Source organism: Photobacterium sp. GB-210 (assembly GCF_003026075.1).
GTDB lineage: Bacteria > Pseudomonadota > Gammaproteobacteria > Enterobacterales > Vibrionaceae > Photobacterium.
The window spans coordinates 13,732-40,352 of record NZ_PYNU01000030.1; the positions used below are offsets into that span (position 1 = coordinate 13,732).

Annotated in this window: 27 protein-coding genes; 8 read left to right on the plus strand and 19 right to left on the minus strand. The window is 41.7% G+C overall.

Features of this window, described 5'->3' with window-relative positions; genetic code table 11:
• Window positions 1-4 precede the first annotated feature (4 nt).
• The 3 genes from coxB to lexA all read right to left on the minus strand — a co-directional run bounded on the left by coxB (window position 5) and on the right by lexA (window position 3,062).
• Window positions 5-1,147, minus strand: a complete 1,143-nt coding sequence (gene coxB / locus C9J38_RS20235; RefSeq protein WP_107208658.1) for a cytochrome c oxidase subunit II — start codon at window positions 1,145-1,147, stop codon at window positions 5-7.
• A 356-nt stretch (window positions 1,148-1,503) separates the two neighbouring features.
• Window positions 1,504-2,301 carry a class I SAM-dependent methyltransferase gene (locus C9J38_RS20240; protein ID WP_107208659.1) on the minus strand — a complete coding sequence of 266 codons (798 nt, stop codon included), beginning with the start codon at window positions 2,299-2,301 and terminating at the stop codon, window positions 1,504-1,506.
• Window positions 2,302-2,441: 140 nt separating this feature from the next.
• Entirely contained in the window at window positions 2,442-3,062 is a 621-nt protein-coding gene (gene lexA / locus C9J38_RS20245; RefSeq protein ID WP_005372006.1) for a transcriptional repressor LexA, read from the minus strand.
• A gap of 351 nt (window positions 3,063-3,413) precedes the next feature.
• On the opposite strand from lexA, the gene plsB reads away from it, so the two are divergent.
• A complete protein-coding gene (plsB, locus tag C9J38_RS20255; RefSeq protein ID WP_107208660.1) occupies window positions 3,414-5,855 on the plus strand; it encodes a glycerol-3-phosphate 1-O-acyltransferase PlsB in 2,442 nt (813 codons plus the stop codon).
• Window positions 5,856-5,950: 95 nt separating this feature from the next.
• Here the strand turns inward: plsB and ubiA are convergent, their stop codons facing one another.
• Together ubiA and C9J38_RS20265 are read right to left on the minus strand one after the other, a co-directional pair.
• Window positions 5,951-6,811 (minus strand): 4-hydroxybenzoate octaprenyltransferase, encoded by an 861-nt coding sequence (ubiA, locus tag C9J38_RS20260; RefSeq protein ID WP_107208661.1) that lies wholly within the window; start codon window positions 6,809-6,811, stop codon window positions 5,951-5,953.
• Complete coding sequence (locus tag C9J38_RS20265) at window positions 6,805-7,347, minus strand: chorismate lyase (protein WP_107208662.1); 543 nt, start codon at window positions 7,345-7,347, stop codon at window positions 6,805-6,807. The genes ubiA and C9J38_RS20265 overlap by 7 nt, the downstream gene beginning before the upstream one ends.
• A 168-nt stretch (window positions 7,348-7,515) precedes the next feature.
• On the opposite strand from C9J38_RS20265, the gene C9J38_RS20270 reads away from it, so the two are divergent.
• Entirely contained in the window at window positions 7,516-7,935 is a 420-nt protein-coding gene (locus C9J38_RS20270; RefSeq protein WP_107208663.1) for a flagellar basal body-associated protein FliL, read from the plus strand.
• A gap of 60 nt (window positions 7,936-7,995) precedes the next feature.
• Here C9J38_RS20270 and glpG read toward each other — a convergent pair whose 3' ends face one another.
• The 6 genes from glpG to ftsY form a co-directional block, all read right to left on the minus strand.
• Window positions 7,996-8,841 (minus strand): rhomboid family intramembrane serine protease GlpG, encoded by an 846-nt coding sequence (gene glpG / locus C9J38_RS20275; RefSeq protein WP_107208664.1) that lies wholly within the window; start codon window positions 8,839-8,841, stop codon window positions 7,996-7,998.
• 79 nt (window positions 8,842-8,920) lie between these two features.
• Window positions 8,921-9,247, minus strand: a complete 327-nt coding sequence (glpE, locus tag C9J38_RS20280; protein WP_105061178.1) for a thiosulfate sulfurtransferase GlpE — start codon at window positions 9,245-9,247, stop codon at window positions 8,921-8,923.
• Window positions 9,248-9,797: 550 nt separating this feature from the next.
• Complete coding sequence (rpoH, locus tag C9J38_RS20285) at window positions 9,798-10,658, minus strand: RNA polymerase sigma factor RpoH (protein WP_105061179.1); 861 nt, start codon at window positions 10,656-10,658, stop codon at window positions 9,798-9,800.
• A gap of 184 nt (window positions 10,659-10,842) precedes the next feature.
• Complete coding sequence (ftsX, locus tag C9J38_RS20290; RefSeq protein ID WP_107208665.1) at window positions 10,843-11,775, minus strand: permease-like cell division protein FtsX; 933 nt, start codon at window positions 11,773-11,775, stop codon at window positions 10,843-10,845.
• Window positions 11,765-12,433, minus strand: a complete 669-nt coding sequence (ftsE, locus tag C9J38_RS20295) for a cell division ATP-binding protein FtsE (protein ID WP_006647648.1) — start codon at window positions 12,431-12,433, stop codon at window positions 11,765-11,767. Before ftsE ends, ftsX begins: the two co-directional genes overlap by 11 nt.
• A 3-nt stretch (window positions 12,434-12,436) precedes the next feature.
• Entirely contained in the window at window positions 12,437-13,816 is a 1,380-nt protein-coding gene (gene ftsY / locus C9J38_RS20300) for a signal recognition particle-docking protein FtsY (protein WP_107208666.1), read from the minus strand.
• A gap of 84 nt (window positions 13,817-13,900) precedes the next feature.
• On the opposite strand from ftsY, the gene rsmD reads away from it, so the two are divergent.
• Entirely contained in the window at window positions 13,901-14,506 is a 606-nt protein-coding gene (rsmD, locus tag C9J38_RS20305; protein ID WP_005372034.1) for a 16S rRNA (guanine(966)-N(2))-methyltransferase RsmD, read from the plus strand.
• Window positions 14,503-14,769 carry a DUF1145 domain-containing protein gene (locus C9J38_RS20310; RefSeq protein WP_005372036.1) on the plus strand — a complete coding sequence of 89 codons (267 nt, stop codon included), beginning with the start codon at window positions 14,503-14,505 and terminating at the stop codon, window positions 14,767-14,769. Before rsmD ends, C9J38_RS20310 begins: the two co-directional genes overlap by 4 nt.
• An 80-nt stretch (window positions 14,770-14,849) precedes the next feature.
• On the opposite strand, the gene C9J38_RS20315 is transcribed toward C9J38_RS20310, so the two are convergent.
• The 5 genes from C9J38_RS20315 to C9J38_RS20340 all read right to left on the minus strand — a co-directional run bounded on the left by C9J38_RS20315 (window position 14,850) and on the right by C9J38_RS20340 (window position 19,094).
• The gene (locus C9J38_RS20315; protein WP_107208667.1) at window positions 14,850-16,001 is read right to left on the minus strand and encodes an iron-containing alcohol dehydrogenase; all 1,152 of its coding nucleotides are present in this window, start codon (window positions 15,999-16,001) and stop codon (window positions 14,850-14,852) included.
• 242 nt (window positions 16,002-16,243) lie between these two features.
• Window positions 16,244-16,486 carry a hypothetical protein gene (locus C9J38_RS20320; RefSeq protein ID WP_045154030.1) on the minus strand — a complete coding sequence of 81 codons (243 nt, stop codon included), beginning with the start codon at window positions 16,484-16,486 and terminating at the stop codon, window positions 16,244-16,246.
• Window positions 16,487-16,793: 307 nt separating this feature from the next.
• Window positions 16,794-17,114: a DUF2007 domain-containing protein gene (locus C9J38_RS20325; protein ID WP_005372049.1), complete on the minus strand. Its 321-nt coding sequence runs from the start codon at window positions 17,112-17,114 to the stop codon at window positions 16,794-16,796.
• 22 nt (window positions 17,115-17,136) lie between these two features.
• Entirely contained in the window at window positions 17,137-17,757 is a 621-nt protein-coding gene (locus tag C9J38_RS20330) for a lysoplasmalogenase (protein ID WP_107208668.1), read from the minus strand.
• A 980-nt stretch (window positions 17,758-18,737) separates the two neighbouring features.
• Window positions 18,738-19,094, minus strand: a complete 357-nt coding sequence (locus C9J38_RS20340; protein WP_107208669.1) for a DUF4145 domain-containing protein — start codon at window positions 19,092-19,094, stop codon at window positions 18,738-18,740.
• Window positions 19,095-19,283: 189 nt separating this feature from the next.
• On the opposite strand from C9J38_RS20340, the gene C9J38_RS20345 reads away from it, so the two are divergent.
• Window positions 19,284-19,616, plus strand: coding sequence for a DUF2500 domain-containing protein (locus tag C9J38_RS20345; RefSeq protein ID WP_005372057.1), 333 nt, complete (start codon window positions 19,284-19,286; stop codon window positions 19,614-19,616).
• A gap of 61 nt (window positions 19,617-19,677) precedes the next feature.
• Here the strand turns inward: C9J38_RS20345 and C9J38_RS20350 are convergent, their stop codons facing one another.
• Both C9J38_RS20350 and C9J38_RS20355 read right to left on the minus strand, forming a co-directional pair.
• Window positions 19,678-20,682 carry an acyltransferase gene (locus tag C9J38_RS20350; RefSeq protein ID WP_107208670.1) on the minus strand — a complete coding sequence of 335 codons (1,005 nt, stop codon included), beginning with the start codon at window positions 20,680-20,682 and terminating at the stop codon, window positions 19,678-19,680.
• 160 nt (window positions 20,683-20,842) lie between these two features.
• A complete protein-coding gene (locus C9J38_RS20355; RefSeq protein WP_107208671.1) occupies window positions 20,843-21,565 on the minus strand; it encodes an SDR family oxidoreductase in 723 nt (240 codons plus the stop codon).
• Window positions 21,566-21,929: 364 nt separating this feature from the next.
• Between C9J38_RS20355 and C9J38_RS20360 the strand changes: the two genes are divergently transcribed.
• From C9J38_RS20360 to C9J38_RS20370, 3 genes are all read left to right on the plus strand, one after another.
• Complete coding sequence (locus C9J38_RS20360; RefSeq protein ID WP_107208672.1) at window positions 21,930-23,525, plus strand: AbgT family transporter; 1,596 nt, start codon at window positions 21,930-21,932, stop codon at window positions 23,523-23,525.
• A 113-nt stretch (window positions 23,526-23,638) separates the two neighbouring features.
• Window positions 23,639-24,496, plus strand: coding sequence for a LysR family transcriptional regulator (locus C9J38_RS20365; protein WP_107208673.1), 858 nt, complete (start codon window positions 23,639-23,641; stop codon window positions 24,494-24,496).
• 269 nt (window positions 24,497-24,765) lie between these two features.
• Window positions 24,766-25,242 carry a Dps family protein gene (locus C9J38_RS20370; protein WP_107208674.1) on the plus strand — a complete coding sequence of 159 codons (477 nt, stop codon included), beginning with the start codon at window positions 24,766-24,768 and terminating at the stop codon, window positions 25,240-25,242.
• A 137-nt stretch (window positions 25,243-25,379) separates the two neighbouring features.
• Here the strand turns inward: C9J38_RS20370 and C9J38_RS20375 are convergent, their stop codons facing one another.
• Complete coding sequence (locus C9J38_RS20375) at window positions 25,380-26,603, minus strand: EAL and HDOD domain-containing protein (protein WP_107208675.1); 1,224 nt, start codon at window positions 26,601-26,603, stop codon at window positions 25,380-25,382.
• Window positions 26,604-26,621: the final 18 nt, after the last annotated feature.

The following is a 26,621-nucleotide window of genomic DNA, read 5'->3' on the forward strand; positions in this document are numbered from 1 at the left end:
TCCTTTATAGTTGCTGACCGTTTTTAATCGCTTGTACTTCCGCTGCTTGCACAGACTCTCCAGTATTATTCCCCCACGCATTACGCTCATAGGTAATAACAGCGGCTAATTCTTTCAAACTCAGTTGTGGACCAAACGCTTGCATCGCGGTACCGGCCTTACCGTGAACAACAACGCTGATGTGCTCTAACTTACGTTTAGGATCAACTGAAACCCCTTCACCAGCCAGTGCTGGAAATGCTCCTGGAATACCTTGCCCATTAGCTTGATGACACATGGCACAACGCGCGGTATAGGTCTTTTCACCCAGCGTCATAAGCTCATCTAATGACATTTGCATGTCCAACAAACGCTGCTCTTCTTCACGCGCTTTACGTTGCGTGATCTTGGTTTTCTGTAGCCAATCATCGTATTCTGCTTGTGGTTTGGCTATCACCACAATCGGCATAAAGCCATGATCTTTACCGCATAATTCGGCACATTGACCTCGGTAAATACCGGGCTTATCAATTTGTGTCCACGCTTCATTAATAAAGCCAGGATTAGCATCTTTTTTCACCGCAAAAGCGGGCACCCACCATGAGTGGATCACATCTTGTGAGGTGATCAAAAAGCGTACTTTTTGCCCGACAGGAAGAACTAAGGGGTAATCAACTTCTAATAAATAGTTGTCACGCTTTTGCCGTTGATTACTGATTTGTTCAGCACTTGTAGCAAGGTGGGAGTAATATTCAACATCTTGGTTGAAATAGTTGTAATGCCACTTCCATTGCGAGCCTGTCACAAGGATAGTTACATCCGATTTTGAGGTGTCTTCCATTGCAATCAATGTTTTAGTTGCAGGAATAGCCATGCCTATTAAGATAATGAACGGGATCAGCGTCCAAATAATTTCTACTTTAGTACTTTCATGGAATGAAGCAGGCTTTGCGCCTTTTGACTTGCGGTGGTGAAAGATAGCCCAAAACATAACTCCGAATACCGCCACACCAATCGCGATACAAATGTAGAGAATGGTCATATGAAGACTGTATACATTCTGACTTACCGCCGTTACACCCGGTGTCATATTAAGCTGTATGGTGTCAGCCATCAGCGGCATTGAGAAAAGTACACTCGCTATTCCTGCGATCAATGAACGAACCATCGCTCTGACCTCCCCTGTCATTCAAATATGCAATTGAACGAATTTTATGTGGCAGAATGCTTCTATGACTAACGATGCAGCTGAGCTATCAAATCGGCATTATTTATTTTTTATTATTTAAAGCATTTATTGAGCAGCACATACCAACACATAAAAATGTCTCGATATATTTAACGTAGGCAGGAATCGCAGAATACGCAAAGAATCATGGATATAAAATAACTAACAAAAAAGTAGATAACACTTTGATATATAGATACAAATAAACTACTCGCTATCATGTATCACAATATCAATAAGTTACAACAAGTACGAGAATCGTTATTTATATTAACGATAGTAATATTCATACCTCGCTATAATTTCAAATGAACAACAACAGGCGTTAAGCGATATTTCATACTGGGCATTTTAGCAATCCAACGTTGCCATGTTCGCCATCTCGGACAGGGATTATCAAATGGGCTAAAACAATCAATCAACTCAGCCCACGGTAACCAATTAATCATTTGTTGCGCAGGATCACGATAGCCATGATGATACTCACCGCAGCCCATTTTTTTCGCAATAGGGACATGGCATAGATCGCCCGCAACCACGATACACATTTCCATGCGGCTAAAACTACACCCCATACGCTGGATAAATGTCGCTAATTGCGCTGAATTACAGGCTAATAGTGCTTGATCGCAAATTAAAAGTATCGGTGTTTGAGCACTTTTCGGTAGACGCTTTAACCAACTGAGATCAGTAACTGAACCCGTTTTCAGCATATAACGATCACTGCGATGAAATAGTTTCTCTCGCCAAAGTAAATTTTCATCAGTATCTAACTCAAACCAACGACAACGTCCGTTATCTACGCGGTAAAAGCGGGTATCAAGCCCTGCACCAAGATTAACAACCTGCCCATAAGGATAGCGAGTTAAGAAGTCTTTCACTTGTTTATCGCACTGCAAAGTTAAAGTGGCATGTAAAAGTTGACGCTGAGGAACTTGTTGCCCGACACAATCAGGTTCGAGATAACATTGACGACACGCTACGGCAGCCACCGGATCATAAATAAGACCATCATCGGCTAAGCTTTCTCGGCTGCGATACCAAAGCGGTTGAAGTAAGTCAGAGGGAATGGTGTAGCGCTTTATTTTCGTCATCATTATCTCCTTATGAATTAAGGATGATAATAATTATCAGTTAGATTTGCAAAGCTTACTCGTCATTTTCTTAAGACAATAAAAAAGCGCAGCTTTAACTGCGCTTTTTTGGCTTCACTCAATCCGTCGTTCAGTAACCATCACATCCAATCAGCGTTTCGGATCACGCCAACAGCAATGCCTTCAATGGTTAAACTTTGATGCTCAAGATCAACTTCAATGGGTGAAAACTCTTCGTTTTCAGCATGGAGTAATACTTTGGCTCCCTGCTTATCAAGACGCTTAACCGTTACATCGTCATCAACACGTGCAACCACAACTTGACCGTTATGAACATCTTGGGTTTTATGTACAGCTAACAAGTCGCCATCCATAATCCCGATATTTTTCATACTCATCCCATTTACACGTAGTAAAAAATCGGCACGAGGTTTAAATAACATAGGATCGACTTCATAATGCGCTTCAACATGTTCTTGCGCTAAAATCGGTTCGCCAGCAGCGACACGACCAATCAGTGGTAGTCCCTGCTCTTCTGGCTCTTCTTGATTGACAAGTAAGCGAATACCACGCGATGCGCCTGGAATAATTTCCAACACTTCTTTACGTGCTAATGCTTTTAAATGTTCTTCTGCCGCATTCGCAGAGCGAAAACCTAATTCACGTGCAATTTCAGCACGTGTCGGTGGCATACCTGTTTCGTCTATTTTTGCTTTGATTAAATCAAAGACTTCTTGTTGGCGTAATGTCAACGGCTTCATGAGTCACCTGTCTTTTTATACAGTTCACTGTGAGTATATCCAGTGTTAAGCCACATTAAAAGGCAATTGTTTACGAAAACACCAATTTGATCAGTTAATCAAACCTATCAGAGCTTAGGTACTAAAATAATGACAGCCGTCTCGCAAAGATAATAATTTCAGTAGAATCAATTAGATTTAACTCACTGGTCATGCCAGATTGTTTTTTAAACCACTCATCGGTCAAAAAGAAACAATAAAAGACCATAAAAAATGATAATTTAACCGCTATCAACTGTATTTTAGCTGCATGAAATCAATCATTTTCTGCTATCCTTGCGGCGCATTAAGATTCTGAGGCTCGTTATAAATATGTCACGTTGGCAAAAATTTTATCAACAATTATTAAAGTTGCCGCTTTCTTTATTAGTTAAACCAGCAACCATTCCATCTGATCCTGTTGCTGATTTAGAGTTAGATTTAGAGCGGCCAATCGCCTACATTTTACCGTATTGCTCTAATACTGATTTATTAACACTGCGTAGCAGCGCTAAAGCATTAGGGCTACCTGATCCATTAACTAAGTTAGAAATTAATGGCCGTAGCTTTCCACGTTTTGTCTTTGTTGCTGAAGGCCCGAGTGTATTCGGCACTAATAATGCTCTACCTCAAGATTCGATTGAACTCTTTACCGAGTTACTTGAGCAACACAAACAAGATCCAGCATTAAACATTCAGTTAGTGCCCTCTTCTATTTTATGGGGACGAGCACCGGGTAAAGAATCCCAACGCAAAGCAACCTTACGTCCGTTAAATGGTCCAGCAAAATTCTGGGCAATTTTAACGCATGGCCGTGACTGTTTAGTGCGTTTAAGTACGCCAGTATCGCTGCGTTATATGGCCGATCATCATGGTACCGATGATGCGATTGCACAAAAATTAGCTCGCGTGGCAAAAATCCATTTTTCACGCCAGCAAATTGCGACATCTGGCCCACGCCTGCCTGATCGTCAGCTGTTGTTTAAGCGTCTACTTGCCTCTAAAGCCATCGATAAAGTGGTACAAGAAGAAGCGATCAGCCGCCAAGTACCGGTTGAAAAAGTACGTAAAGAAGCCATCGGTATGATGGAAGAAATTGCGGCAGATTTCTCTTACCCACTGATCAAGAACGGTGAGCGTTTCCTACGCTGGCTATGGACCAAACTTTACCAAGGTTTGAATATCAAAAATGCCCAACGTGTGCGCCGTTTAGCACAAGATGGTCATGAAATAGTCTATGTGCCCTGTCACCGAAGTCACATGGATTACTTATTGCTTTCTTACGTGCTTTATAACGAAGGCTTAGTACCGCCACACATTGCCGCTGGTATTAACTTAAACTTCTTCCCTGCCGGTCCTATTTTCCGTCGTGGTGGTGCATTCTTTATTCGCCGAAGTTTCCGTGGTGATCGTCTGTACTCAACAGTATTCCGTGAATACTTATCTGAGTTATTTACTAAAGGGTATTCAGTTGAATACTTCAGTGAAGGTGGTCGTTCGCGTACCGGTCGCTTATTACCGGCAAAAACCGGTATGCTTTCAATGACAATCCAAGCTATGCTGCGTGGTTTAAATCGCCCCGTTACATTAGTACCAGTGTACATCGGCTATGAGCATGTAATGGAAGTGGGCACTTACGCAAAAGAGCTACAAGGTAAGCGTAAAGAGAAAGAAAATGTCGGCCAAGTTATCCGAACATTACGTAAGTTGCGTAATTTAGGCGAAGGTTATGTCAACTTTGGTGAGCCTATTCCGCTTAACCAATATTTAAATGACAATGTACCTGAGTGGCACAAAGACATTAACCCAATCGAGCCGCAGAAACCAAGCTGGTTAACGCCTGTCGTGAACGATTTAGCCGTTAAGATGATGACACATATTAACGACGCTGCAGCAACCAATGCAATGACGTTATGCGCCCTTGCATTACTGGCATCACGACAACGCGCATTAAGCCGTGAAGTACTAGAGCAGCAAATTGAATGCTACCTTGAACTATTGCGTAATACGCCATATTCAAGCCAGTGTACAACGCCAAAAGAAAATGCTGAGCAAATGATTGAGCATGCGGTTGCAATGGATAAGTTCGTGGTTGAGCATGACACCTTAGGCGATATTATTTCGCTTGATCGTCAACAATCGATCTTGATGACTTACTACCGTAATAACATCATTCACTTATTCGCATTACCGTCGTTGATTGCGCATATTGTGGTACAGCAGCAAAGCTTAACCAATGATGAAATTCATGAACAAGTTGAATTACTGTATCCATTCTTAAAAGCGGAATTGTTCTTACGTTTTGATAATGAACAGCTAAATACTGAAATTGATAAGATCATTGATGAGCTTGTACGCCAACGTCTATTACTTAACGATGGGATTAACATTTCTATCAATAATGCCCGTATTGGCCCTCTTCAGCTACTGGCTCGCACGATATCTGAAACATTACAACGTTATGCGATTGCACTAACTTTACTCCGTGCAGAGCCTGAAATGGCGAAAAATGATTTAGAGCATCACAGCCAAGTGCTTGCTCAACGTCTAAGTCGTTTACACGGGATCAATGCACCAGAGTTTTTCGATAAGGGTGTATTTAGTATTTTGGTGAAAACATTGCGTAGCGAAGGTTATCTCAATGACGAGTGCCACGCGGTAGCACGTCCAGTAGAAAACTTAGCGAATCTACTCACCTCGTTAGTCTCACCGGAAGTGAACCTCACCATCCAAGCGGTGATGCACTTAGATGACGCTAAAGACAAACAAGAATAAAAATACGTAACGAAAAAAAGCGCCATAACGGCGCTTTTTTTATATCTTTAACACTCAACAATTAAACTCACGAAATACAGCGTTAAGTCATGTTTCTAGAAGCAGACACTTAATACAATACCGACACAGACAATCATGCCGAAGTAGTTATTATTTAAAAACGCACGAAAGCAGCTTTCACGTAGGCGCTCTTTAAGCAACATCTGTTGATAAACAAATAAGCCTGACGCTAGTAACAATGACCAGTAATACACTTGGTCTAATTGCAGCACCATACCGACAGCAATCAATAAGCTCAACGTGGCAAGCTGAAGTAAGCCAATAATTAACTTATCAAAACGTCCAAATAGGATGGCAGTCGACTTAATCCCAACCTTTAAATCATCATCCCGATCTACCATCGCATATTGGGTGTCATACGCAATCGTCCACAAAATATTAGCAGTAAATAATAACCATGCACTCAGCGATAAATCACCTGCTTGTGCTGCATATGCCATTGGAATAGACCAGCCAAATGCAACGCCTAAAACCAACTGAGGTAAATGAGTATAACGCTTCATAAACGGATAACATGCCGCTAATAGTACTCCCACCACAGATAACATAATAGTTAAGCTATTCATGGTTAAAACCAGTAAAAACGACACCAGCACTAACAAGAAAAATAAGCCTAACGCTTCGCGCTCAGACACCTTACCCGACGGCATTGGACGATCTTTAGTACGTTTAACATGGCCATCAAAATTACGATCAGCAAAGTCATTAATCACGCATCCTGCTGCACGCATGAATATGACACCTAAGACAAAAACAATTAATACATTTATATTTGGCATGCCATCTGCGGCAAGAAAAAGTGCCCACAAGGTTGGCCATAATAATAATAAGCTACCAATGGGACGATCAAAACGCGCTAATTGCCAAAACGCTCTCGCCTTAGTCATTTCTAACATTTGTTATTCCTTGCATACACAGGTGAGCGAGGTAAAAACAACTCTGCCACCAGCATAGCTTTTTCATTAATCCATAATCTTGAACGACGAGCCCAAATCGATTGTTCTGGCATGCCTATTCTTGCCACTTCCAGAGCATCACGACGGGAATTGTTGCCATTAAAAATACGATACCCTAAAGGATTTGCGCCTAATTCGGCTAAATCACTTTCGTCCCCACATAATATAGTGGTCGGCATTAGTGTTCGAGCATAGACCCAAGGCTGTTGATCACCATTGAGCATAACAATGCGTTCAAGGCAATCGCTGTGTCCTAATAACGCACGTTCTGATAGTGATAACTCACTATTTTTTATTACGTTTTGTGCTAATACTGTGACTGAAAAAACACGACAATGCGCGGCTAAACGGCGCGATAAAGAGTCAGACTCGAGTAACCAAGAACCAACGGAACCTCCTTCTAATGCCCATTCAGAGGCTGGATACCATACAGCACCTTCAAGTAACGGACTATATAACTGCTTGAATTCCGACATTTTCTCACTACTTAATCAACAAACTCGTGATCGATAACACTTGGTTGTATTCAGTTAATTTATTACCATAATGATCTGCTATTGTAGCAAGCTGTAACCAGTACGAATATCGTTACCGTGCAAAGATTACACCTGTTTCTCACAAACTAAGTGGACAACATAAGTATAATGATAAAATTATCTGTTTTTGTGGCAGCGCTAACGCTTGTCAGCATGCTTCAAAGCCCAGTGGCGATAGCATCTAATGAAGATGTGGCAGCTCCCCCTCAAATCACTTACTACACGTTAGAGCCTGACATCACAACCAACTATGTTACCCAAGGTAAACGGCTGGGTTATATTCGTCTCCAAGTGGATTTGATGATAAACAATCAAACCAACCTCACCAATATTGAGCACCACACCCCGCTTATCCGTGATGCCATTATTGATATTGTGAGTAAACAACCAGAAGCAAAAATCAAATCGCTTGCTGGCCGTGAAGAGATCCGCCGAGCTTGCCAAGATCAAGTCAATCGACTCCTGCTAGCAGAAACGCGCCAACAGCCCGTTGCTGAACTGCTCTTTACTAAGTTTCTTTATCAATAAAAGAAAAAGCGGTGAAATATCGTTAAAGCAAACTGTCCCTTTAACGATATTTTCTCTTAATTATTTAGCTTGCTTTAGTGGATTCACTTTAGCGTCAAATAACGCAATCACACAGCCTGAAATTAAGCCAAATAAGTGCGCCATATTGGCAATCGACATTCCCATCGGCTCTGCAAATCCGATCACTAGCCATACCAACATAAACACAACGTAAGAGCGGGCAATCACTAAACCTCGTTGTGGTGCCAGCCATCCCATCCACCAGATGTAGCCCAATAGCGCATATACCACACCAGATAAGCCACCAAAATTAGGCCCATCAAGCCAGAACTGACCAAAACCTGAAACTAATGAGGACAGTAAAAAAATCTGCACTAATTTAGCAGAACCACTATGACGTTCAATTTGCCCGCCCAGTAACCACCACCATAGGCAGTTAAAAATTACATGAAGAGGAGAAAAATGCAGTAACGCATGAGAGAAATAACGCCATAACTCCCATTGATCGCCATTCATAAACGGGAAATGTAGCCATTCAAATAAGATCTGTTCAAACCCGAGTAACCATAAGCCATAAATCACTAATGATGCGACCATGACCAATAAGGTAAAAGGCCCAGCTTGAGCTTTAACCATGTTGATCAAACTTGGATTACTGTAGTTAAACTTTGCGGTTCGGCTTTCAGCGACTTGCCAAGATGCCGCTTGATATTTGTTATTATTTGGATCGAGTAAAAATGCATTAAGCTCAGCTTCTGCTTCAACGAGGTATTGCTCATCTGCCAACCATAATGCAAATTTACCTTCAGGCTCTGGCGCCATCGATATTTCGATACCTCGATAGGCCATATAATCGATAAAAGCTTGTGCCTGTCGTGGGTTATAAAATCCCGCTAAGCGATACATAATGATGACCTTTCTGTTCAAAAATAGAATCTGACTTAAGATCTATCATTATCGCGCGCTCGATACCACTGTAAAGCCTTTATGCTTCAATCACAGGTAATGCCGCACGACGCCAACCTTCAAAGCCACCATCTAAGCTATACACATTTTCATAACCTTGATTGATCAAATACTGTGCAGCGCCTTGACTACTGATACCGTGGTAGCACATCACAATCACCGGCTGCTCAAAGTCCACCTGATCCATCCAACTAACCATGGTGTCATTGGTTAAATGAAACGCTTGCTCTGGGTGCGCTAGGGCAAATGACTGAGGATCGCGAATATCGACTAAAACTGCCTGGCTATCCGTTTGTTGTAATAACTGATAAGCCTGCTCGACTGAGATATGTTGAAACTGTTCCATGATTTTCCTTTACCTGACTTGTTATTTTTATCATCGCATCGTGATCTACATATGCTAAATAATATGATCCGCCAAACCCAGACAAGATCCTTTTCACATGATCCTGACGTTTTACTGCGATATCTCATTATTAAGCACAGTATACCTCAGCTTTTAGGGATATATTCCATGCCAAAATCAGGGTTTATCCACACCTAAGTATCTTCTTGGCTAATGAAGTTTCAAATGAAGACAAGGGCTTGTCGATGATCATAACCACAACATGAACACAAAGTAATCGCCTGTGGAAAAAACTGTGAATTGCGTTGATAATGTGTTTTAAAAACAAAGGATCCACTACATATAGTTAGGATCCGATCATAAGCTGTGGATAACATGCTATTTAGTACACAATCACACCCACAATTGTGATGTATATCTCATTAAATTCAAGACGATACTCAGCTCCGTCAACTAAGTTAGATCACTCTGTTTCTCAGCGTCATTACGGATCCTCAGGCACAAAAAAGCCGACACTTAGGTCGGCTTCTCATCTTCACGAGGCAAAGGATCAATAAAAATCGCCCACTGCATCTTTTAACTTTTTCATCGCATTTTTTTCTAACTGGCGAATACGCTCGGCAGAAACACCGTAATTATCGGCTAAATCTTGCAATGTTGATTTTTCATCATCTAACCAACGTGAACGTACGATATGCTGACTACGTTCATCAAGGCTCGCTAACGCCTGAGATAATCGATTGTTAGCATGATTTTCCCAGTTGTTTTCTTCATAGGTTAATGCGACATCAGAGCTTTTATCTTCTAAATAGTAAGCTGGAGCAACCGGTGTGGTATCACGCTCATCATCGTCATTTTGCATTTCAAACGTAGGATCTTGCGCTGCGAGGCGTGATTCCATTTCACGTACATCGGAAGGCTCAACCCCAAGCTGCTCTGCGACCATATTGACTTCATCATTATTAAACCAACCCAAGCGCTTTTTCGACTTACGTAGGTTAAAGAATAATTTACGTTGTGCCTTGGTCGTTGCAACTTTCACAATTCGCCAATTACGCAGTACATATTCGTGGATCTCTGCTTTAATCCAATGCACAGCAAACGACACGAGTCGTACCCCAACTTCGGGATTAAATCGTTTCACCGCCTTCATTAAACCAATATTGCCCTCTTGAATAAGATCGGCAATTGGTAGGCCATAACCAGAGTAACCACGAGCAATATGAACAACGAAGCGCAGATGCGACATTACTAAAGCTTTCGCAGAATTAATATCATCATCGTAATGCAGACGTTCAGCTAACTCTTTCTCACGCTCAGGCGTAAGCATTGGATAACGATTAACAGTTTGGATATAACTATCTAAACTTTCCGTTGATACCAGAGCCATTGCAGACATCTCTTGTGACATTCAAAGACCTCGTATGTTTGTGCTATTTTTGTTCTATCGTAACGATAAATAAACGACAACGAACGTTACGTGAACATGCAATAATGCCTGTAAACATAGTTCAATTGCAAGCTCAAGTACAAATGAATATGAATTACAGGCATCAATAATAAATAAAATGATGTCAGGGCTGAGAAACAATACGTTACACAGGCTCGATCTCTTTTAGATGTCGACCAGCAGAAAGTCGTGCTGCCAACAAGCCTAAAAACGTAGCAAGCATAACCATAATTAAGCTTTCATCCCAGCTCAATCCTATCATTCTAAAATTGCTTCCATAGAGGTTAGCAAGTTTCGCCACAGCTTCATCAAGCAGTAATGTCACAATCGCCACTAAGATCCAAGCAATCACGGCCGCAATTAAACCATACCAAGCACCAACATAGAGATAAGGGCGCAAAATATAACTGTCGGTTGCCCCCACCATTTTCATCACTTGGATTTCATCTTTATGGCTCAACACTTGTAAACGTAATGTATTGCCAACAATTAAAAACACGGCAAAGAGCATTAAGCCTGACATCAATGCCGCTAACGTTATAGCAAGATCTTGAATAGCAGCTAAACGTTGTAACCAATCACTATCTAAACGCACTTCATTAACTTGTGGCTCTTTACCTAATTTATCGGCTAGCGCACGGGCTTGCACATCGCCCTGCCAATCAGGTGCAGGCTTAACAATCACCACCGCTGGCAATGGATTATCTTTACTATCAAACAAACTGAGTGCTTTTTCAAAGCCACCGTGTTGACGGAATTCTTCTAATCCTTTGGCCGCCGAAATATATTGAACACTTTCTGCTTCAGGCCAAGTTTTAACAGTATCAGCAAAAGCTTGACCGTCACTGTCACTGACATCGTTATTCAAATACAACGTAATTTGGCTAGGGTTTTGCCAAGAATCTGCCACTACCGTGATATTTTTAGCCATTAGGTAGAAGGTGCACGGTAGCGTTAACGCAAATGCGAGTACAGCTAAGGTTAAAAAGTTACCTAGTGGGCGACGAAACATATCCTTTAATGCGGCACTTCCTTGCTGACGATGGATCGCAAAAAAGCCCGTAGATTTACGCGCCATGAGTAAGCTCCCTTAGATTTCCTTTTTGTAAATCAAAGCGACGATAATTTCGACTCGCTAATAATGATGTATCGTGGGTTGCCATTAAAACGCTGACTCCAACACGATTAAATTCTTCAAACAAGCGTAGTACTTGTTGTGATAAATCCGCATCTAGGTTGCCGGTAGGCTCATCAGCTAGCAGTAACATAGGTTTGTTAACAACAGCGCGGGCAATACCCACACGCTGTTGTTCACCGCCAGATAATTGGATCGGCAAACATTTTGCTTTATCCAATAATCCAACTTTATCAAGTGCCGCACAAACACGACGCTTAATCTCATTTTCCGAGACTTGTTCCACTCGCAGTGGTAACGCGACGTTGTCGTACACACTGCGATCCATTAACAATTTATGATCTTGGAAAATAATACCGATATTTCGGCGCAGAAAAGGGATCTGCTTATTTGGCAATCGCGTGATGTCATGACCGTTAAACCAGATCTGGCCATCACTTGGTCGTTCTAAAGCACAAATTAATTTCAGCAGGGTACTTTTACCTGCACCAGAGTGACCAGTTAAAAAAGCCATGTCTGCTGGACGTAGATGAAAATCTACTTTCTGTAGGGCTTGCCTACCGCCACGATAAGCTTTACTTACCTGCTGAAATCGAATCACACTTTATTCCTCATCACTAAATAATGCTTCAATAAATTCTTCTGCAGCAAATGGACGGAGATCGTCAATACCTTCACCGACACCTATGTATCGAATCGGAATATTAAACTGATCTGCCACCGCAAAGATCACACCACCTTTCGCTGTACCATCTAACTTAGTGATCGTAATTCCTGATACAGGAGCAACATCACTGAACAATTTAGCTTGGCTAATGGCATTTTGACCGGTGCCCGCATCGACAGTTAGCATAATTTCATGAGGGGCATCAACGTCCACCTTTTTCATTACACGTACAATCTTACGCAGCTCTTCCATTAAGTTGCCTTTGTTTTGCAAACGGCCAGCAGTATCAGCAATAACCACATCAACATTTTTTGCTTTTGCCGATTCAATGGCATCAAAGATCACTGATGCGCTATCAGCCCCCGTATGCTGGGCAACAACAGGAACGTGGTTTCGTTCACCCCAAACTTGCAGCTGTTCAACGGCAGCAGCACGGAATGTATCACCTGCTGCTAACATCACAGATTTACCTTCCGCTTGGAATTGCTTCGCTAACTTGCCGATAGTGGTCGTTTTACCCACCCCATTTACGCCGACCATTAAGATGACATAAGGCTTTTTGCTAGTATCGATAACCAAAGGTTGTTCGACTTTAGCTAACATGCCAGCGAGTTCATCTTTTAGTAAACCATAGAGGGCTTCACCGTCTTTAAGTTCCTTTTTTGATGCTTTATCGGTCAGATTTTCGATAATTTTCAGCGTGGTATCCATGCCGACATCTGCAATGAGCAGCTGCTCTTCCAGCTCTTCAAACAGTTCATCATCGATTTTCTTACCGCTAAATAAGCCAAAGAAACCCGCACCAAAGTTGGTTTTAGTTTTCTTTAAACCACGCATTAAGCGGGCAAAGAAGCCTTCCGATTTTGGTTTTTCTTGTTCGACGGGTTTTGCTATCTCTTCTTCCGTCGCTGATTCAGTTTCACCTGTTTCAACGCTTGTTGAAGTGATAGATTCGACAATCTCAGCGTTATCTATTGCATTAGAAGGCTCAAGAACATTTGAAGCTTCAGGCTCTGTCGTTACAGTTTCTTCAATAACACTGCTTTTTTCAGTGTCATCTACTTGCAACGTCTTTGCCAATTCGACATCATCGGTCTTAGCAATCTTTTCTTGCTCTGCCGCAGCGCTTTCGTCAGTTTGAACATCATTATTATGCTCAACTTTCGTCTTCGCCTCGTCAGAGGAATGTGTTGATTCAGGGCTATCAATAGCCCCATCCACTACTGATTGTTCAGTAGTTTGTTCCTTTTGAGCATCGTTATCTTCAGAGCCAAATCCGAGCCATGAAAATAAACCGCGTTTCTTTTTTTCTGCCATTGGCGAATCCTAGCGCTTGATTGGTACAATTTGCAGCCTAAAAACAGGTGTATACTATCATTTTCTTAACGGTCAAAAAAATCTATGACGCAGCGTAGACAACAAACAACTCGCAAACCACAAAATAATCGTCCTGGCGGGTTCGTTCGCATCATTAGCGGACAATGGCGTGGACGCAAATTACCCGTTCATGATGTCGAAGGACTACGTCCGACCACTGACCGTGTAAAAGAAACACTTTTCAACTGGTTAGCGCAAGACATTTATCAATCTAAATGCCTTGATCTGTTCGCTGGTAGCGGCGGTTTAAGTTTTGAAGCTCTTTCTCGTGGTGCTGAAAGCGTAACGATGCTTGAACTCGACAAAAAAGCCGCGAATCAATTAGAGCAAAACTTAAAAACCGTTGGGGCAAAAAATGCCACTGTGGTTAATGGTGACAGCTTAACGTTTTTGTCACAACAAGGACGTGCACATGATTTAGTCTTTATTGATCCCCCATTTAGAAAAGATCTTATTCAAGACGTAATCGCCGCATTAGAAAACAACGGCTGGCTTGCTCCCCATGCAATGATTTATATTGAAGCAGAAAAGGAATTGGGCAACCTGATAACGCCAAGCCATTGGCACCTACACCGTGAAAAAACGGCAGGACAGGTTTGCTACCGCTTATTTGCAAGAGAGGAACCATGAAGGCGCTAATACTTATCGCAAAACTTGCCATTGCCTTTGTTTGGCTGGTACTACTGATTAATATCGTTCACCCATTCCCTGGCGTTGCTGCTATGGCGTTATATATCATGACAGCGTTCTTGTTTATGATGCATGGCTTACAAATGCTGATATTTATTGGTGCATTTGGCGACAAAATTAACATGTCCGGTTGGGAAAAATGGTCCATTTTAATTTTTGGTATCTTCGCCCTACTTGATATCCGCCGTAAGCATATGATGTAACCAAATTAAAGATAATAAAAAAGCGAACCCTAGGGTTCGCTTTTTTTGTTGCATCACCTCATTACCGATAATCAGGGTAATTACATGCGTGCTTTAAAGATCGCTACGATTTCTTCTAGGCTCGCTTTGCGTGGGTTCGTTAAAGAACATGCATCGTTTAGGGCGTTTTGCGCCATGAACGCTAGCTTGTCTTCAGTTACACCTAAATCAGCTAGGCGTTGCTTAGTACCCACTTTTTCAGAGAGTGCATCAATCGCTTCAAGGGCTGCATTTACTGCTTGCTCTTGGGACATTGCTGCTGTGTCGATACCCATTGCTTTAGCAATATCAACAAAACGCTCAGGTACTTGTTTGGCATTAAAGCGTGAAACTTCTGCCAATAGGATCGCGTTACATAGGCCGTGTGCCAGGTCGTAAACACCACCTAATTGGTGCGCCATTGAGTGAACGTAACCTAAAGATGCATTTGAAAATGCCATACCAGCAAGGTACTCGCCGTATTGCATTGCATCACGTGCTTCGCGGTTTTGGCCGTCGTTAACAGCAGTTTCTAGGTTGTTTACAATCAGCTCAATCGCTTTAATGGCAGATGCATCAGTAATGGGTGTTGCAGCTGTTGAAACATAGGCTTCAACGGCGTGTGTTAATGCATCCATACCAGTTGCAGCAGTTAGGAACTTAGGCATTGCGACCATTAGCTCTGAATCGTTTACTGCAATAATCGGCGTGAAGTGCTTATCAACCACTGGGTATTTGGTTTCATCTTCTTGGTTAGTGATGATTGCAAATACGGTCATTTCTGAAGCAGTACCTGCTGTTGTGTTCACGGTTACCAATGGAAGCTGTGGCTTTTTAGAAAGGTGTACACCTTTCGAGTAATCACGAATATGACCACCGTTCGCTGCCACAAGTGCGATACCTTTAGCAGTATCGTGTGAAGAACCACCACCGAATGAAATCACAAAATCAGAATGGCTGCTTGCTAGTAGCGCTAGGCCATCTTCAATGTTTTTCTCAGTTGGGTTAGGTTGCACACCATCGTAAATAGTGTAATCAAGGCCGTGCGCAGTTAGCTCGTCAGTTAGTTTGCTCACTAAACCCACTTCAACTAATACACTGTCTGTCACGATTAGGGCTTTTTTCAGCTCTTTTGAGGCAAGTTCAGCACCTAAAGATTGAATAGCGTTAGGACCCATTAATGTTACAGGTGGCATGTAGAATACATTGCTCATAATGAAGCTCCGTTAATATTTAAGAATTTATGTTGGCTTATCGCATGTGCCATAAGCCGGAATTTTTTACAGAGTGTGAATAGCAAAGTGAGTGTTACCGGCACCGAATCGTTATGGTTGTTGTTGGTGTCGATGCCGACATCTTCTCATTTACTGAAATATAAACAATAGAGTTAAAAGTAAATTACTATTACGTGCGGGTAACAATAGAAATGGGCGTATTGTTTACAGCGCTCAGCGGCTTATTTATCAGCAGCAGACAGTAGCTTTTCAGCAAAAGTAAGTTGTGATGCTGATTGTGTGAATACCACACCTGAGTGTGAACGCTCTGCAGTACCTTGTTTTTGGTAGTGGCCTGCATTCATAGTGCTAGCCGCTGCTTTTTGAAATTGAACATTACCTGTGAACGCACCATCTTTAGCTGAAGCGTTGTAAGACATAGCGATGATAGCGGCTGCGATAGTTGCTTTAATAACTGTTTTCATGAGTAATAAAACCTTGTGTCTTTATGTTTTTGAACGCCTTGTGCGTTTCGATGGATGCATTATCAATAATTACACTAAAAACAACAATACGATAAAATAACAAAAGATTATTACCAAAAAGTAATAATTAAAGAGAATATCGTGAAGTACTTAATAGCGGAATAGGTAAGACGAGGAAATTAGACAGCAAAAAGATGATTCGGAATAACCATCTATCAAGAAGGGATACGCATTAAAGAATGGGGTTAAAGACGGTTGGGTTTTCTTATCATTTGCACGTTGATTTGATACTTACTTTTCACCTAGATTAAGGCTCTTGATCGCGGTCGCATTGGCAATTCCAACACAGTTCAAATTGCCCTTGATTCACTTCACCGCACTGCGAACAATGCCAATCATGGTAATCAGTGCGTTTATAATCACTGACAATCCCTTGTGCGCGTTGCCATTGCCATTGCTCAACCCATACTTTCACTTCAACAACATTCGCTGGAAGCTCTCCCATCGCAGCACCTAACGCCTCACCCGTTAACCGTGCATTCACTCCCTCACTTTCTAATAACCCTTTCACGCTGTGCGCTTCCAAGCTATTACAAGCGCTATAGATACACTGCCATTGCTCTGACATAGATAACTCCTCAAATGACAGGCTATAAAACGAGTACCGAGCCAACAAATAAACCTTGGGCAATAAAGTACGTCGACATAATGATCGCCGTTGCGGCACTGAACTCACCCTTAAAACGATTAACAGCCAAGGTCAGATCTGATAGCACAAATAAAATAGCGCCAACGATGGTAAATAGTGCGGCTTGGCTATGGGACAACAACCAATACTGCCCAGCAGCAAAGGTCATCGCCATAATAATGAGTATATAGAAAGCAACTGGCGTTTGTAGTGGTGCTAGAGAGGGTAACAACAGTAAAAAAACGACAATACCGATGGCAAGACAAAGCGCAAGTAGCCACCAGCTTATTGTTCCTTGCCATTGACTGGCAAATGCGACGGTAAAAGCAATATGAGCAAGAAAAAAGCTCATCAGGCCAGTAAGAAACCGATCTGCTGGTAACATTAAGTAAATATCACCAATGATTGAAAAGCAAAGCCCTATAACAATTGCCCAGTAATAAAAACTAGGGGCACCGCTCCATACACATAGTATTACCATCAACATAACCGTTAACGGTTTACTGACATAGTAAAGCCAGCGTGGTCCTCGATAAGCAGCAGTAATGTGCAATACCGCTAAAAATATAATACATAACCACATAATCAGACATTCACTACGCTGTTAAATACACTCTTTGTAAAGGTGAGCAAATATCATGGTGTTTGCCATCTCAATAATCAGAAATGGTGTACAACCACCTTATAACAGCCCTCAATGCACCTTTGATAGATTGTAAAAGCAACCGTTTATCTCTCGTAAAAAGCTATTTTATTAATTTTTTACCACTTTATATCCACCAAAAACATCGCAGCCTCAAGAACACTATAAACCAAATTAAAAAAAACCAATAAGAACATTAAGATAAGAAAAAAAATCATGCTATCACTGTAAGTTTTTACACATATTACCTTGGTGAATAAACCACCAAAAAAAATAAAAACACAATTCAAATAGGCGTTTTGGTAATAAAAACACAAAAAACGACTGATTTAGTTATAAAAAAACAAACATCACCACAGAAAAGTTAGAATAAATAAAAGTACAAAAGACTAGATAACATAAACACTTATTTTGATAACTAAGCAATTCTCACTCACATCGAAAAATAAATAAAAACAATAAAATCAAAAAGATAAAATAAAAACAAACCAGAAAACATAAAAAACACCATAGTAAAAAAACAATAAACTTCTCTTTTTCTGCCATTTAAAAGCTTTATCTTGATTTTAAAATGTTTTTATCTAAGTTTTTCACCAACCTCAATTGCCAAACCAGCTAAAAAAATGTTATTCTTTTTGTCAAGAAAAAAATAACCACTAAAAAAGGATGAAAGAATAATGACACCTTCACAAAAACAAGGACTTATGATGATTGCAGTTGTTGTAGGCCTAATGACATTGCCCGTTCTTTACTAAAAGAATTATCAATTTCAAAAAATAGCGCCTATTGGCGCCATTTTTTTATCTACGTCACAAAATGTTAATATTCGTATTAAATTCCTACAATTTTTGATCTTTAAATAAAAGAAAACCCGACGCATTACTGCACCGGGCTAAATAAGAAAATCTAATATTTAACGCTTACAACTTAATATGATGCCAATTCACGCTATAAAACCATATTGCCGCAAGTGTAAAGCCACACAATAATGTAATAGCCACTCCCCATACCAAGCGACTACTTCGCGGGGCTAGCTCTTTTTCACACCAATTACATAACTTGATAAATTCATCACTCGAATCAACTAATGTATCTGATGAAGTGAAGTGTTTATTTAATTCAGCAATCTTATCCAGCTTAATTAGCACATCATGTGGTAGGCGATCTTCACAACTGATAATTAATTGCTGAAGCTCAGAACCTTTCGCGTGATAATGCTGACGTAATAAATCTTCAATACGGCGAGAACGATCAATCACTTGCTCAATATCAATCATGAGCCCACTCCTTGTTGATGCTATATCTTTACCTTACAACTAAAGTGCCAATATGCAATATAACTAACATAAAATTTGCTTCATTTTGTCACGTATAGATCACGCTTTTCTATCCATTGATTAGTGATATTTCACTGATTGTGAATAATAGCCATGAAACTGTCTTTCATCGTTCAAGGAGTTAGTGTTATGCCAACAGGGATCATCGTGGCAATTTGCATTCTATTTATCTTCTCATTTGGCTATTTTATTTTTAGCTATCGTCGACATACGCTGGGGCTTGGCGCGCCAGAGAAAAAACTCGACGTAATGATCCTCGATAAACAGAGCAATAAAATCATCGGTGCTCAAGCGGGCGAAGAAGATGAAGAATATTGGATTTATGTTGAGCCGATATCAGGAGGACCAAAGCGTGAATTTATGGTGGGCATCCACTATTACCATGCTTTAAACCCAGGAGATAAAGGCACTATGACCTATCGTGGACAGCAGTTTATTCACTTTGCCTTACAGCGTGATTAACGCTATTTAAACCGCCAATAGGACGCAATAAAAAAGCCTGACGTTGTCAGGCTTTTTTATTTTATGGTACTAACCAAGCAGTTTTCGGACTACGGCTTAATAACCAACTAGCTCCTAACGCTAGCCCCCCCGCTATCACTGTCCAAACAGGGATAGCAATCAGAGGGTTCGCAAAATACCAATCATAATTTCGCAATGGCCATAAGAAAATAGGATGGAGCAAATACACGCCTAAACTATAGCGGCTCAGCATTGCTAATCGAGAACGCGCACTCTCACTAAATTTATCAAACATGTAACGACACAAAACAAAGACACCTGCGGCCGCTATTGCTGTATTCAGGGTTTTGTATGATAACCAGCGACCAATTTTATATTCGCCAGCCACTAAACTATGGCTCACCACCATATAATCTGTCACCAACAAGGCCACAATTGCTAAAGGAATAAGCCACTTCATCGCAGGCCAATGATATTTGTACAGACAGTAGCCTAAGACTAAATAGCCACTGTATAGCAGGTAAGTTTCACTCCATAGGCCATCAATGTGATACAAATACGATCCTGTGATCACCAGCCATACCATCACCACCCCTTTTACTTGTCCAGGCTCCATACGTTGTACCGCCCATTGATAAAAAGGGACTATGACATACAAAGGAATAAAGTAGTAAAAGAAACCTAGGTGGTAGTAAGTTTCATGAAAAGGCATGTCTGTCAGTAGCTTCCAACTGGTCGAAAAGTCTGTACCTGAGGCAGAAAACGCCGAGAAGAAAGCGTAGAAAGCAGACCAAACAACAAATGGGATCAACACTTTACCGACACGACGCTTGAAATAATAGCGCCCTTCAAATGGGCGTTCATCACTGAGCATTAATGCCCCTGTGATCATAATGAATACAGGTACAGCCCAACGACTAAAACTGTTAAAAGTAATCGCGGTGATCCATTCCCAGTTAGGTATTTGCCCTAATTGTTCTCGATACGGCCCTAAAACATGGATCACGACTACCGCAATGGCCGCAACCACCCGCAGAAGATCAAAATACCCAACCTTTTCTCTCATCACCTATCCCTCTGCTACAAAAAAGAGATGTTATTAATATCACTGATACCAATAACATCTCTTTAAATATAACAGGGGATCAATAACATGTATTGAATAAGCGCGTCTTTATTCACATTACTCACGACACGCTGACATTCCTTCCTTCAACACCAACGCATTATGGTTGTTGGCGCGTTGCAGCAAGCACAATTTCACGAATACATAAATTCTGCGGTTGGTTGTAAGCGTAGCTAATCGCATTCGCAATATCTTGTGGTGCAATCACCCCACCCATACCTTCTTTCCACTCTTCATAGCCTGCTTTAATCGCGTCACTACTGGTATGGCTCAATAATTCTGTTTCAACAGCACCTGGTGCAATGGTAATAAAGCGAACATTATCGTCAGCGACTTCTTCACGGATATTTTCAGTGATCGCGTGAACCGCAAATTTAGTTCCGCAATACGCCGCATGATTAGGGAAGGTTTTACGTCCTGCAATAGAGCTAATGTTGATCACTGTACCGTGTTTACGTGCTTTCATGCCTGCCAATACAACGTGAATACCGTTTAGCATACCCATCACATTAACATTAAACATCGTCTGCCATTCTGCTGGATCTTGTTCATCAGCTAAACCAAGTAACATCATGCCAGCATTGTTAATTAAACAATCAACAGGACCAAACTTTTCTTCCGCTTCAGTAACGGCCGCTTGGATGGCTTGCGCATCAGTCACATCGACTGCTCGACATAGTGTATTAGGTAGGTTCATTGCTTCCATACGATCTACACGACGCGCAAGTAATAATAATGGATAACCTTCTGCAGACAATTGACGCGCTGTTGCTTCACCAATACCCGAACTTGCACCCGTAATAACAACTAAAGATTTAGACATAAGACTTTCCTACTCTGGTAATTCGAAAAATATTCAACAGGCCGACATGTTGTTGATGCATTCACTATAGGTCGGATTGAGAGAAGTGAAAAATATCAATTTCTTAGGTTTATCATCAAAAAAAATTATGGATAAGAGATTTTTTTATTCGCTTTTCTTATCTAACTGAAACTTTTTATGCAACAAGAAACACAACAATAAAAGCAGTTTAAAATTCTACCTAAAGACAAATTTTAAAGTCTTATTCATTACCTATTTACAATTAGAAACAATTTAACATTGATTTTACAACATTTTGCGAGATAACATCTCATTCACAAAAGCAGTACCCATTGATGGGATTAAAACTATATTGGAGGTAGTGATGCATTCATCAGCTTCACAACAACAACCACATCCTAAGAAAACACTTTTTACCCGTTTTCTTGATACCGTCGAATGGTTAGGTAACTTATTACCTCACCCAATCACACTCTTCGCTATCTTCTGTGTCGCGATTTTAGTTGCCTCTGGCATCGCAGGCTATTTCGGTGTTTCTGTTGCCGATCCTCGACCAGAAGGCGCACCAGGTCGTGCTGCAGACGGCATGATCCACGTGGTCAGCCTATTAAATGCTGAAGGCTTGCAACTTATCGTGGCAAACCTGGTGAAAAACTTCACTGGCTTTGCACCACTAGGTACCGTACTGGTTGCCATGTTAGGTGTCGCGATTGCTGAACACTCAGGCCTACTTTCTTCGGCGATGCGTGGTTTAGTGATGGGCGCATCTCGTCGCATGGTAACTCTGGTTGTGGTATTTGCCGGTATTATCTCTAACACCGCCTCAGAGCTTGGCTACGTGGTACTTATTCCACTTGCGGCAATGCTATTCCACTCGCTAGGTCGTCACCCATTAGCAGGTCTTGCAGCCGCTTTTGCTGGTGTATCTGGTGGCTACAGTGCGAACTTACTACTAGGTACGGTTGATCCCCTGCTATCGGGTATTACCCAGACTGCAGCACAAATGATCGATCCTAATTATACTGTTGGCCCAGAAGTGAACTGGTACTTCATGTTTGCTTCAACCTTTGCTATCACCATCATGGGTGCGTTCGTTACAGAGAAAATCGTTGAGCCGAAACTAGGCAAATACGATGCCTCTGAAGCCAGTGATGATTTAAGCCAAGATAAAATGGGCAAACTGACTGCGCTTGAGAAGAGAGGTTTGAAAGCAGCGGGTCTTGCAGCGCTAGCTGTTGCAGCACTACTCGCACTGACAATTGTGCCTGCTGACGGTATTTTACGTAACCCACAAACAGGTTTAGTGGCAGGCTCTCCGTTCCTTAAAGGTATCGTGGCATTTATCTTCGTGTTCTTCGCCATCCCGGGTTTTGTCTACGGTAAAGTAGTAGGCACAATGAAGAACGACCGTGATGTGATCAACGCGATGTCTGTGTCAATGTCATCAATGGGTATGTACATTGTACTGGTGTTCTTCGCAGCTCAATTCGTGGCGTTCTTTAAGTGGACTAACTTCGGTCAAGTGTTCGCGGTTGGTGGTGCAGATTTCCTACAGTCTATTGGTCTAACAGGCCCAGCGCTGTTCTTCGCCTTCATCCTAATGTGTGGTTTTATCAACCTCATGATTGGTTCGGCATCAGCGCAGTGGGCGGTAACCGCACCTATCTTTATTCCAATGTTAATGCTGGTAGGTTATGCGCCTGAAACCATTCAAGCGGCATACCGTATCGGTGATTCTGTTACCAACATCATCACCCCTATGATGAGCTACTTCGGTATGATCCTAGCAGTAGCCACTCGTTACCAGAAGAACCTTGGTTTAGGTACGCTAATAGCAACCATGCTGCCTTATTCGATTGTATTCGTGATTGGCTGGAGCATCATGTTCTATGTTTGGGTGTTCGTACTGGGTATCCCAGTCGGCCCAGGTGCGAATACTTACTACAACATCGCAGGTTAACCTGTAATCCTCCTTTAGCCGGGCACCATGTCCGGCTTTTTTGTGCCTGTTTTCCCGCTTATTCGATTCCTATGATAATCTGCTCACTTAGCATCATATGCAGGTAACTTACGATGGATTTACGACTACTACGCTTTTTCATTGCAGTTTATGAAGAAAAAAACATCACCCTTGCCGCAGAGCGCTGCTTTGTTTCTCAACCGTCGATCTCTAACGGTATTAAGCAACTAGAGCAAGAGCTGAATACTGTACTGTTTTTACGTCATAAAAAAGGGGTTGATGTCACCGATGAAGCTCACTACTTATATCCGTTAGCGATCCGTTTGCTTAATGATGTAAATACCCTACCGCAACTGTTCCAACAACGCACCGAGCGATTACCACTGACCTTGGCAAATTTTCCTGATTTAAGCCAAAGCCAACTGGCGAAAGTCTTTGCAACTTTACACCACAACATTGCCAATTTATCACTCGAACTGGTTGATCACGAAAAACCTGCCGATGCGCGCTTAACTCTTGATATGTTCAAAGCAGAAGATGAGATCTTTTTGCCGCTATGGGATGAAGATTACGTCCTCTGCATGTTGCCTGATCACCCGTTGGCAAACTTGCCGTCGGTCTCGCCTGAGCAATTGCACCAACATGATTTTATTGAGTGCCCGCCTTGCGAAGCCCATCAGCAGACTATTAGCTTACTCGCCTGTGATGGCCTATCCGTTAATCTCGTTGCAAAAGCTGAGCATAAAACTCAAGTCATGCACTTGGTTCAAGCTGGGCTTGGCATTTCGTTTCTCCCTACAGGGGTACTGGAAAGTGCCAATCAATTGGTGGCAGTACCGTTAGAAGGACCACGGATGTTCCGCCGTTTAGGGCTGTGCTATCCCGCCAGTAAAACCTTAAACCCGGCCCTTTCTGAGTGTATTAAGGTACTGAGCCAAAGCGTGACCGCAACACAGGCAGAAAAAGGTTAAGTTTTTCCTATCACCCCTTGCTATGGTGAAAACTGCCACGGTGATCTAATCTCAGCGTAAATAGTCATCACTCTCTTTAGAAAGCCACTCGATGTTTACCGAATCACATCGGGTGGCTTTCGCTTATCTAGCCAATAAAGATAGCTAAAACCTATTGGTACAATAGAACCTAACAGTTATATCTATCATGAGGTTCGCCCTATAATGAATACATCTTCTGAGAGGTCAGCACCTTTTAGCTAATTTATCGAATAAGTGAGGAAAGTAGCATGACTAGCGAAATGAATTTAATCGGTCTCAATACCCAAAAAGCGCAAGCTCTGGCTACAGACCTCAATAAATTATTAGCTGATTACCAAGTGTTATACATGAATACCCGTGGCTATCACTGGAACATTAAAGGACAAGAGTTTTTTGAACTTCATGTGAAGTTTGAAGAGATCTACACCGATCTTCAGCTAAAAATCGATGAACTTGCAGAGCGGATTTTAACCCTTGGTCATACGCCAGATCATAGCTTCAGCAGTTACCTCACCGTGAGTGATATCAAAGAACATCGCAATGCAACACAAGGTAAAGACTGTGTTGAAGGCTTAGTAAATGGTTTTAGTGTCTTACTACGTTTAGAACGTCAAATTTTAGCGCAAGCAGGTGATGCGGGTGATGAAGGTACGGCAGCATTGATGGGTGATTACATCCGTGAACAAGAAAAACTGCTATGGATGTTAAATGCATACCGCCAATAGAAAATAGATAAACAAGCAGATATGAATTTAGTTAGGCCATATTATATGTGCTGTATCAACGGCGCGGCCCGCTTTGGCTCTCCAACTGCAATATTATGATTCCCATTCGGGGGCGAGACTACATAGCCCCCATTTTTTCATCGTTTTAAATTCACCGCGGTACATTTATCTGCCCACTCAACCGCAGCTAAATAACTTTCATGCACCACTTTTTCTTTTATCCCCAACACCTGACAACAAATCTGTACCCGTGTCCAATCTGCAGTACTAAACGCATCAACCACATCCAACACTAAGCCCAATCGCCCATTACGTTGTAAAAGTGCGGATTTAATTTCAGGTTGAAGCTGGATCATATCCAGTAAGCTCTCTAATGAATTATCAAGCAAGGCATCCAATAACGAGAACATCCCGGCTAAAAAAGCTTGTTCTGAGCGCAGCACAATGCCGCCTTTTGTCACCAGTAACTCACACATTTTGGCGCGTAATAACGATAAAGCATAAAGCTCTTTCGGCTTATCAAGCGCAGCATGTGCGGTCGCCACCACACCAATAAATAAGCGTAAGTTATCTTCACCTAAATACACTAAAGCTTGGCGAAATGAGCTGATCGGTGAGCGTAAACGCTTGGTCACGGTATTGACGTAACGGAGTAATAAATAGGACAGAGAGACATCACTGCTAATAATGGTTTCGATACGCGAAAAATCGACCGGATCATGGGAGATTTCATGCAGTAGCTGTACCGTTGTAAGCTCTGATGGTGCCACTTTACGGCTTTTTAGCATTTCAGGTTTACTGAAAAAATAACCTTGGAATAAATGAAATCCCGCAGCTAATGCTTGCGAATAGTCATCATAGGTTTCGACTTTTTCCGCTAAAAACTTGGCTTTTAGGTGCTGGTTATCTTTGACATATTGGCAGGCTTGATCGAGACCTAGCGCCAGTAAATCTAACTTAATGACGGATATATACGGCAGGAAACGCTGCCATTCAGGATGACAATCAAAATCATCAAGCGCAAAGAGATAGCCTTTTTGGTGGAGATGTTTAACTGCCTGTAAAAGCTCATCACTTGGACGACAACTTTCAAGAATTTCAATAATAACTTTATCTTTAGGCAGTAATAATGGCATCAATTCAATCAAACAATGCTCAGGAAAATTAATAAAATTTCGCTGACCTTTGTATGAGCGGTTGTCACCAATCGCCATGTAATTTTCCATAACTAAGCGACATGTCGCTTCACTCGCATCGATATTCGGAAAAGCATTACTTTCTCCGTCACGAAATAATAATTCATAGCCAATCGTTTGTTGCTTACGATTAAAAATTGGCTGACGAGCAACATAGGAATACATCAAACCTTTCCTTTATCT

Excerpts from the sequence above, each read along its gene's own strand:
- coxB (WP_107208658.1), bottom strand. The coding sequence starts at position 1,147 with ATGGTTCGTTCATTGATCGCAGGAATAGCGAGTGTACTTTTCTCAATG.
- C9J38_RS20240 (WP_107208659.1), bottom strand. The coding sequence starts at position 2,301 with ATGACGAAAATAAAGCGCTACACCATTCCCTCTGACTTACTTCAACCG.
- lexA (WP_005372006.1), bottom strand. The coding sequence starts at position 3,062 with ATGAAGCCGTTGACATTACGCCAACAAGAAGTCTTTGATTTAATCAAA.
- plsB (WP_107208660.1), top strand. The coding sequence starts at position 3,414 with ATGTCACGTTGGCAAAAATTTTATCAACAATTATTAAAGTTGCCGCTT.
- ubiA (WP_107208661.1), bottom strand. The coding sequence starts at position 6,811 with ATGTTAGAAATGACTAAGGCGAGAGCGTTTTGGCAATTAGCGCGTTTT.
- C9J38_RS20265 (WP_107208662.1), bottom strand. The coding sequence starts at position 7,347 with ATGTCGGAATTCAAGCAGTTATATAGTCCGTTACTTGAAGGTGCTGTA.
- C9J38_RS20270 (WP_107208663.1), top strand. The coding sequence starts at position 7,516 with ATGATAAAATTATCTGTTTTTGTGGCAGCGCTAACGCTTGTCAGCATG.
- glpG (WP_107208664.1), bottom strand. The coding sequence starts at position 8,841 with ATGTATCGCTTAGCGGGATTTTATAACCCACGACAGGCACAAGCTTTT.
- glpE (WP_105061178.1), bottom strand. The coding sequence starts at position 9,247 with ATGGAACAGTTTCAACATATCTCAGTCGAGCAGGCTTATCAGTTATTA.
- rpoH (WP_105061179.1), bottom strand. The coding sequence starts at position 10,658 with ATGTCACAAGAGATGTCTGCAATGGCTCTGGTATCAACGGAAAGTTTA.
- ftsX (WP_107208665.1), bottom strand. The coding sequence starts at position 11,775 with ATGGCGCGTAAATCTACGGGCTTTTTTGCGATCCATCGTCAGCAAGGA.
- ftsY (WP_107208666.1), bottom strand. The coding sequence starts at position 13,816 with ATGGCAGAAAAAAAGAAACGCGGTTTATTTTCATGGCTCGGATTTGGC.
- rsmD (WP_005372034.1), top strand. The coding sequence starts at position 13,901 with ATGACGCAGCGTAGACAACAAACAACTCGCAAACCACAAAATAATCGT.
- C9J38_RS20310 (WP_005372036.1), top strand. The coding sequence starts at position 14,503 with ATGAAGGCGCTAATACTTATCGCAAAACTTGCCATTGCCTTTGTTTGG.
- C9J38_RS20315 (WP_107208667.1), bottom strand. The coding sequence starts at position 16,001 with ATGAGCAATGTATTCTACATGCCACCTGTAACATTAATGGGTCCTAAC.
- C9J38_RS20320 (WP_045154030.1), bottom strand. The coding sequence starts at position 16,486 with ATGAAAACAGTTATTAAAGCAACTATCGCAGCCGCTATCATCGCTATG.
- C9J38_RS20325 (WP_005372049.1), bottom strand. The coding sequence starts at position 17,114 with ATGTCAGAGCAATGGCAGTGTATCTATAGCGCTTGTAATAGCTTGGAA.
- C9J38_RS20330 (WP_107208668.1), bottom strand. The coding sequence starts at position 17,757 with ATGTGGTTATGTATTATATTTTTAGCGGTATTGCACATTACTGCTGCT.
- C9J38_RS20340 (WP_107208669.1), bottom strand. The coding sequence starts at position 19,094 with ATGATTGATATTGAGCAAGTGATTGATCGTTCTCGCCGTATTGAAGAT.
- C9J38_RS20345 (WP_005372057.1), top strand. The coding sequence starts at position 19,284 with ATGCCAACAGGGATCATCGTGGCAATTTGCATTCTATTTATCTTCTCA.
- C9J38_RS20350 (WP_107208670.1), bottom strand. The coding sequence starts at position 20,682 with ATGAGAGAAAAGGTTGGGTATTTTGATCTTCTGCGGGTGGTTGCGGCC.
- C9J38_RS20355 (WP_107208671.1), bottom strand. The coding sequence starts at position 21,565 with ATGTCTAAATCTTTAGTTGTTATTACGGGTGCAAGTTCGGGTATTGGT.
- C9J38_RS20360 (WP_107208672.1), top strand. The coding sequence starts at position 21,930 with ATGCATTCATCAGCTTCACAACAACAACCACATCCTAAGAAAACACTT.
- C9J38_RS20365 (WP_107208673.1), top strand. The coding sequence starts at position 23,639 with ATGGATTTACGACTACTACGCTTTTTCATTGCAGTTTATGAAGAAAAA.
- C9J38_RS20370 (WP_107208674.1), top strand. The coding sequence starts at position 24,766 with ATGACTAGCGAAATGAATTTAATCGGTCTCAATACCCAAAAAGCGCAA.
- C9J38_RS20375 (WP_107208675.1), bottom strand. The coding sequence starts at position 26,603 with ATGTATTCCTATGTTGCTCGTCAGCCAATTTTTAATCGTAAGCAACAA.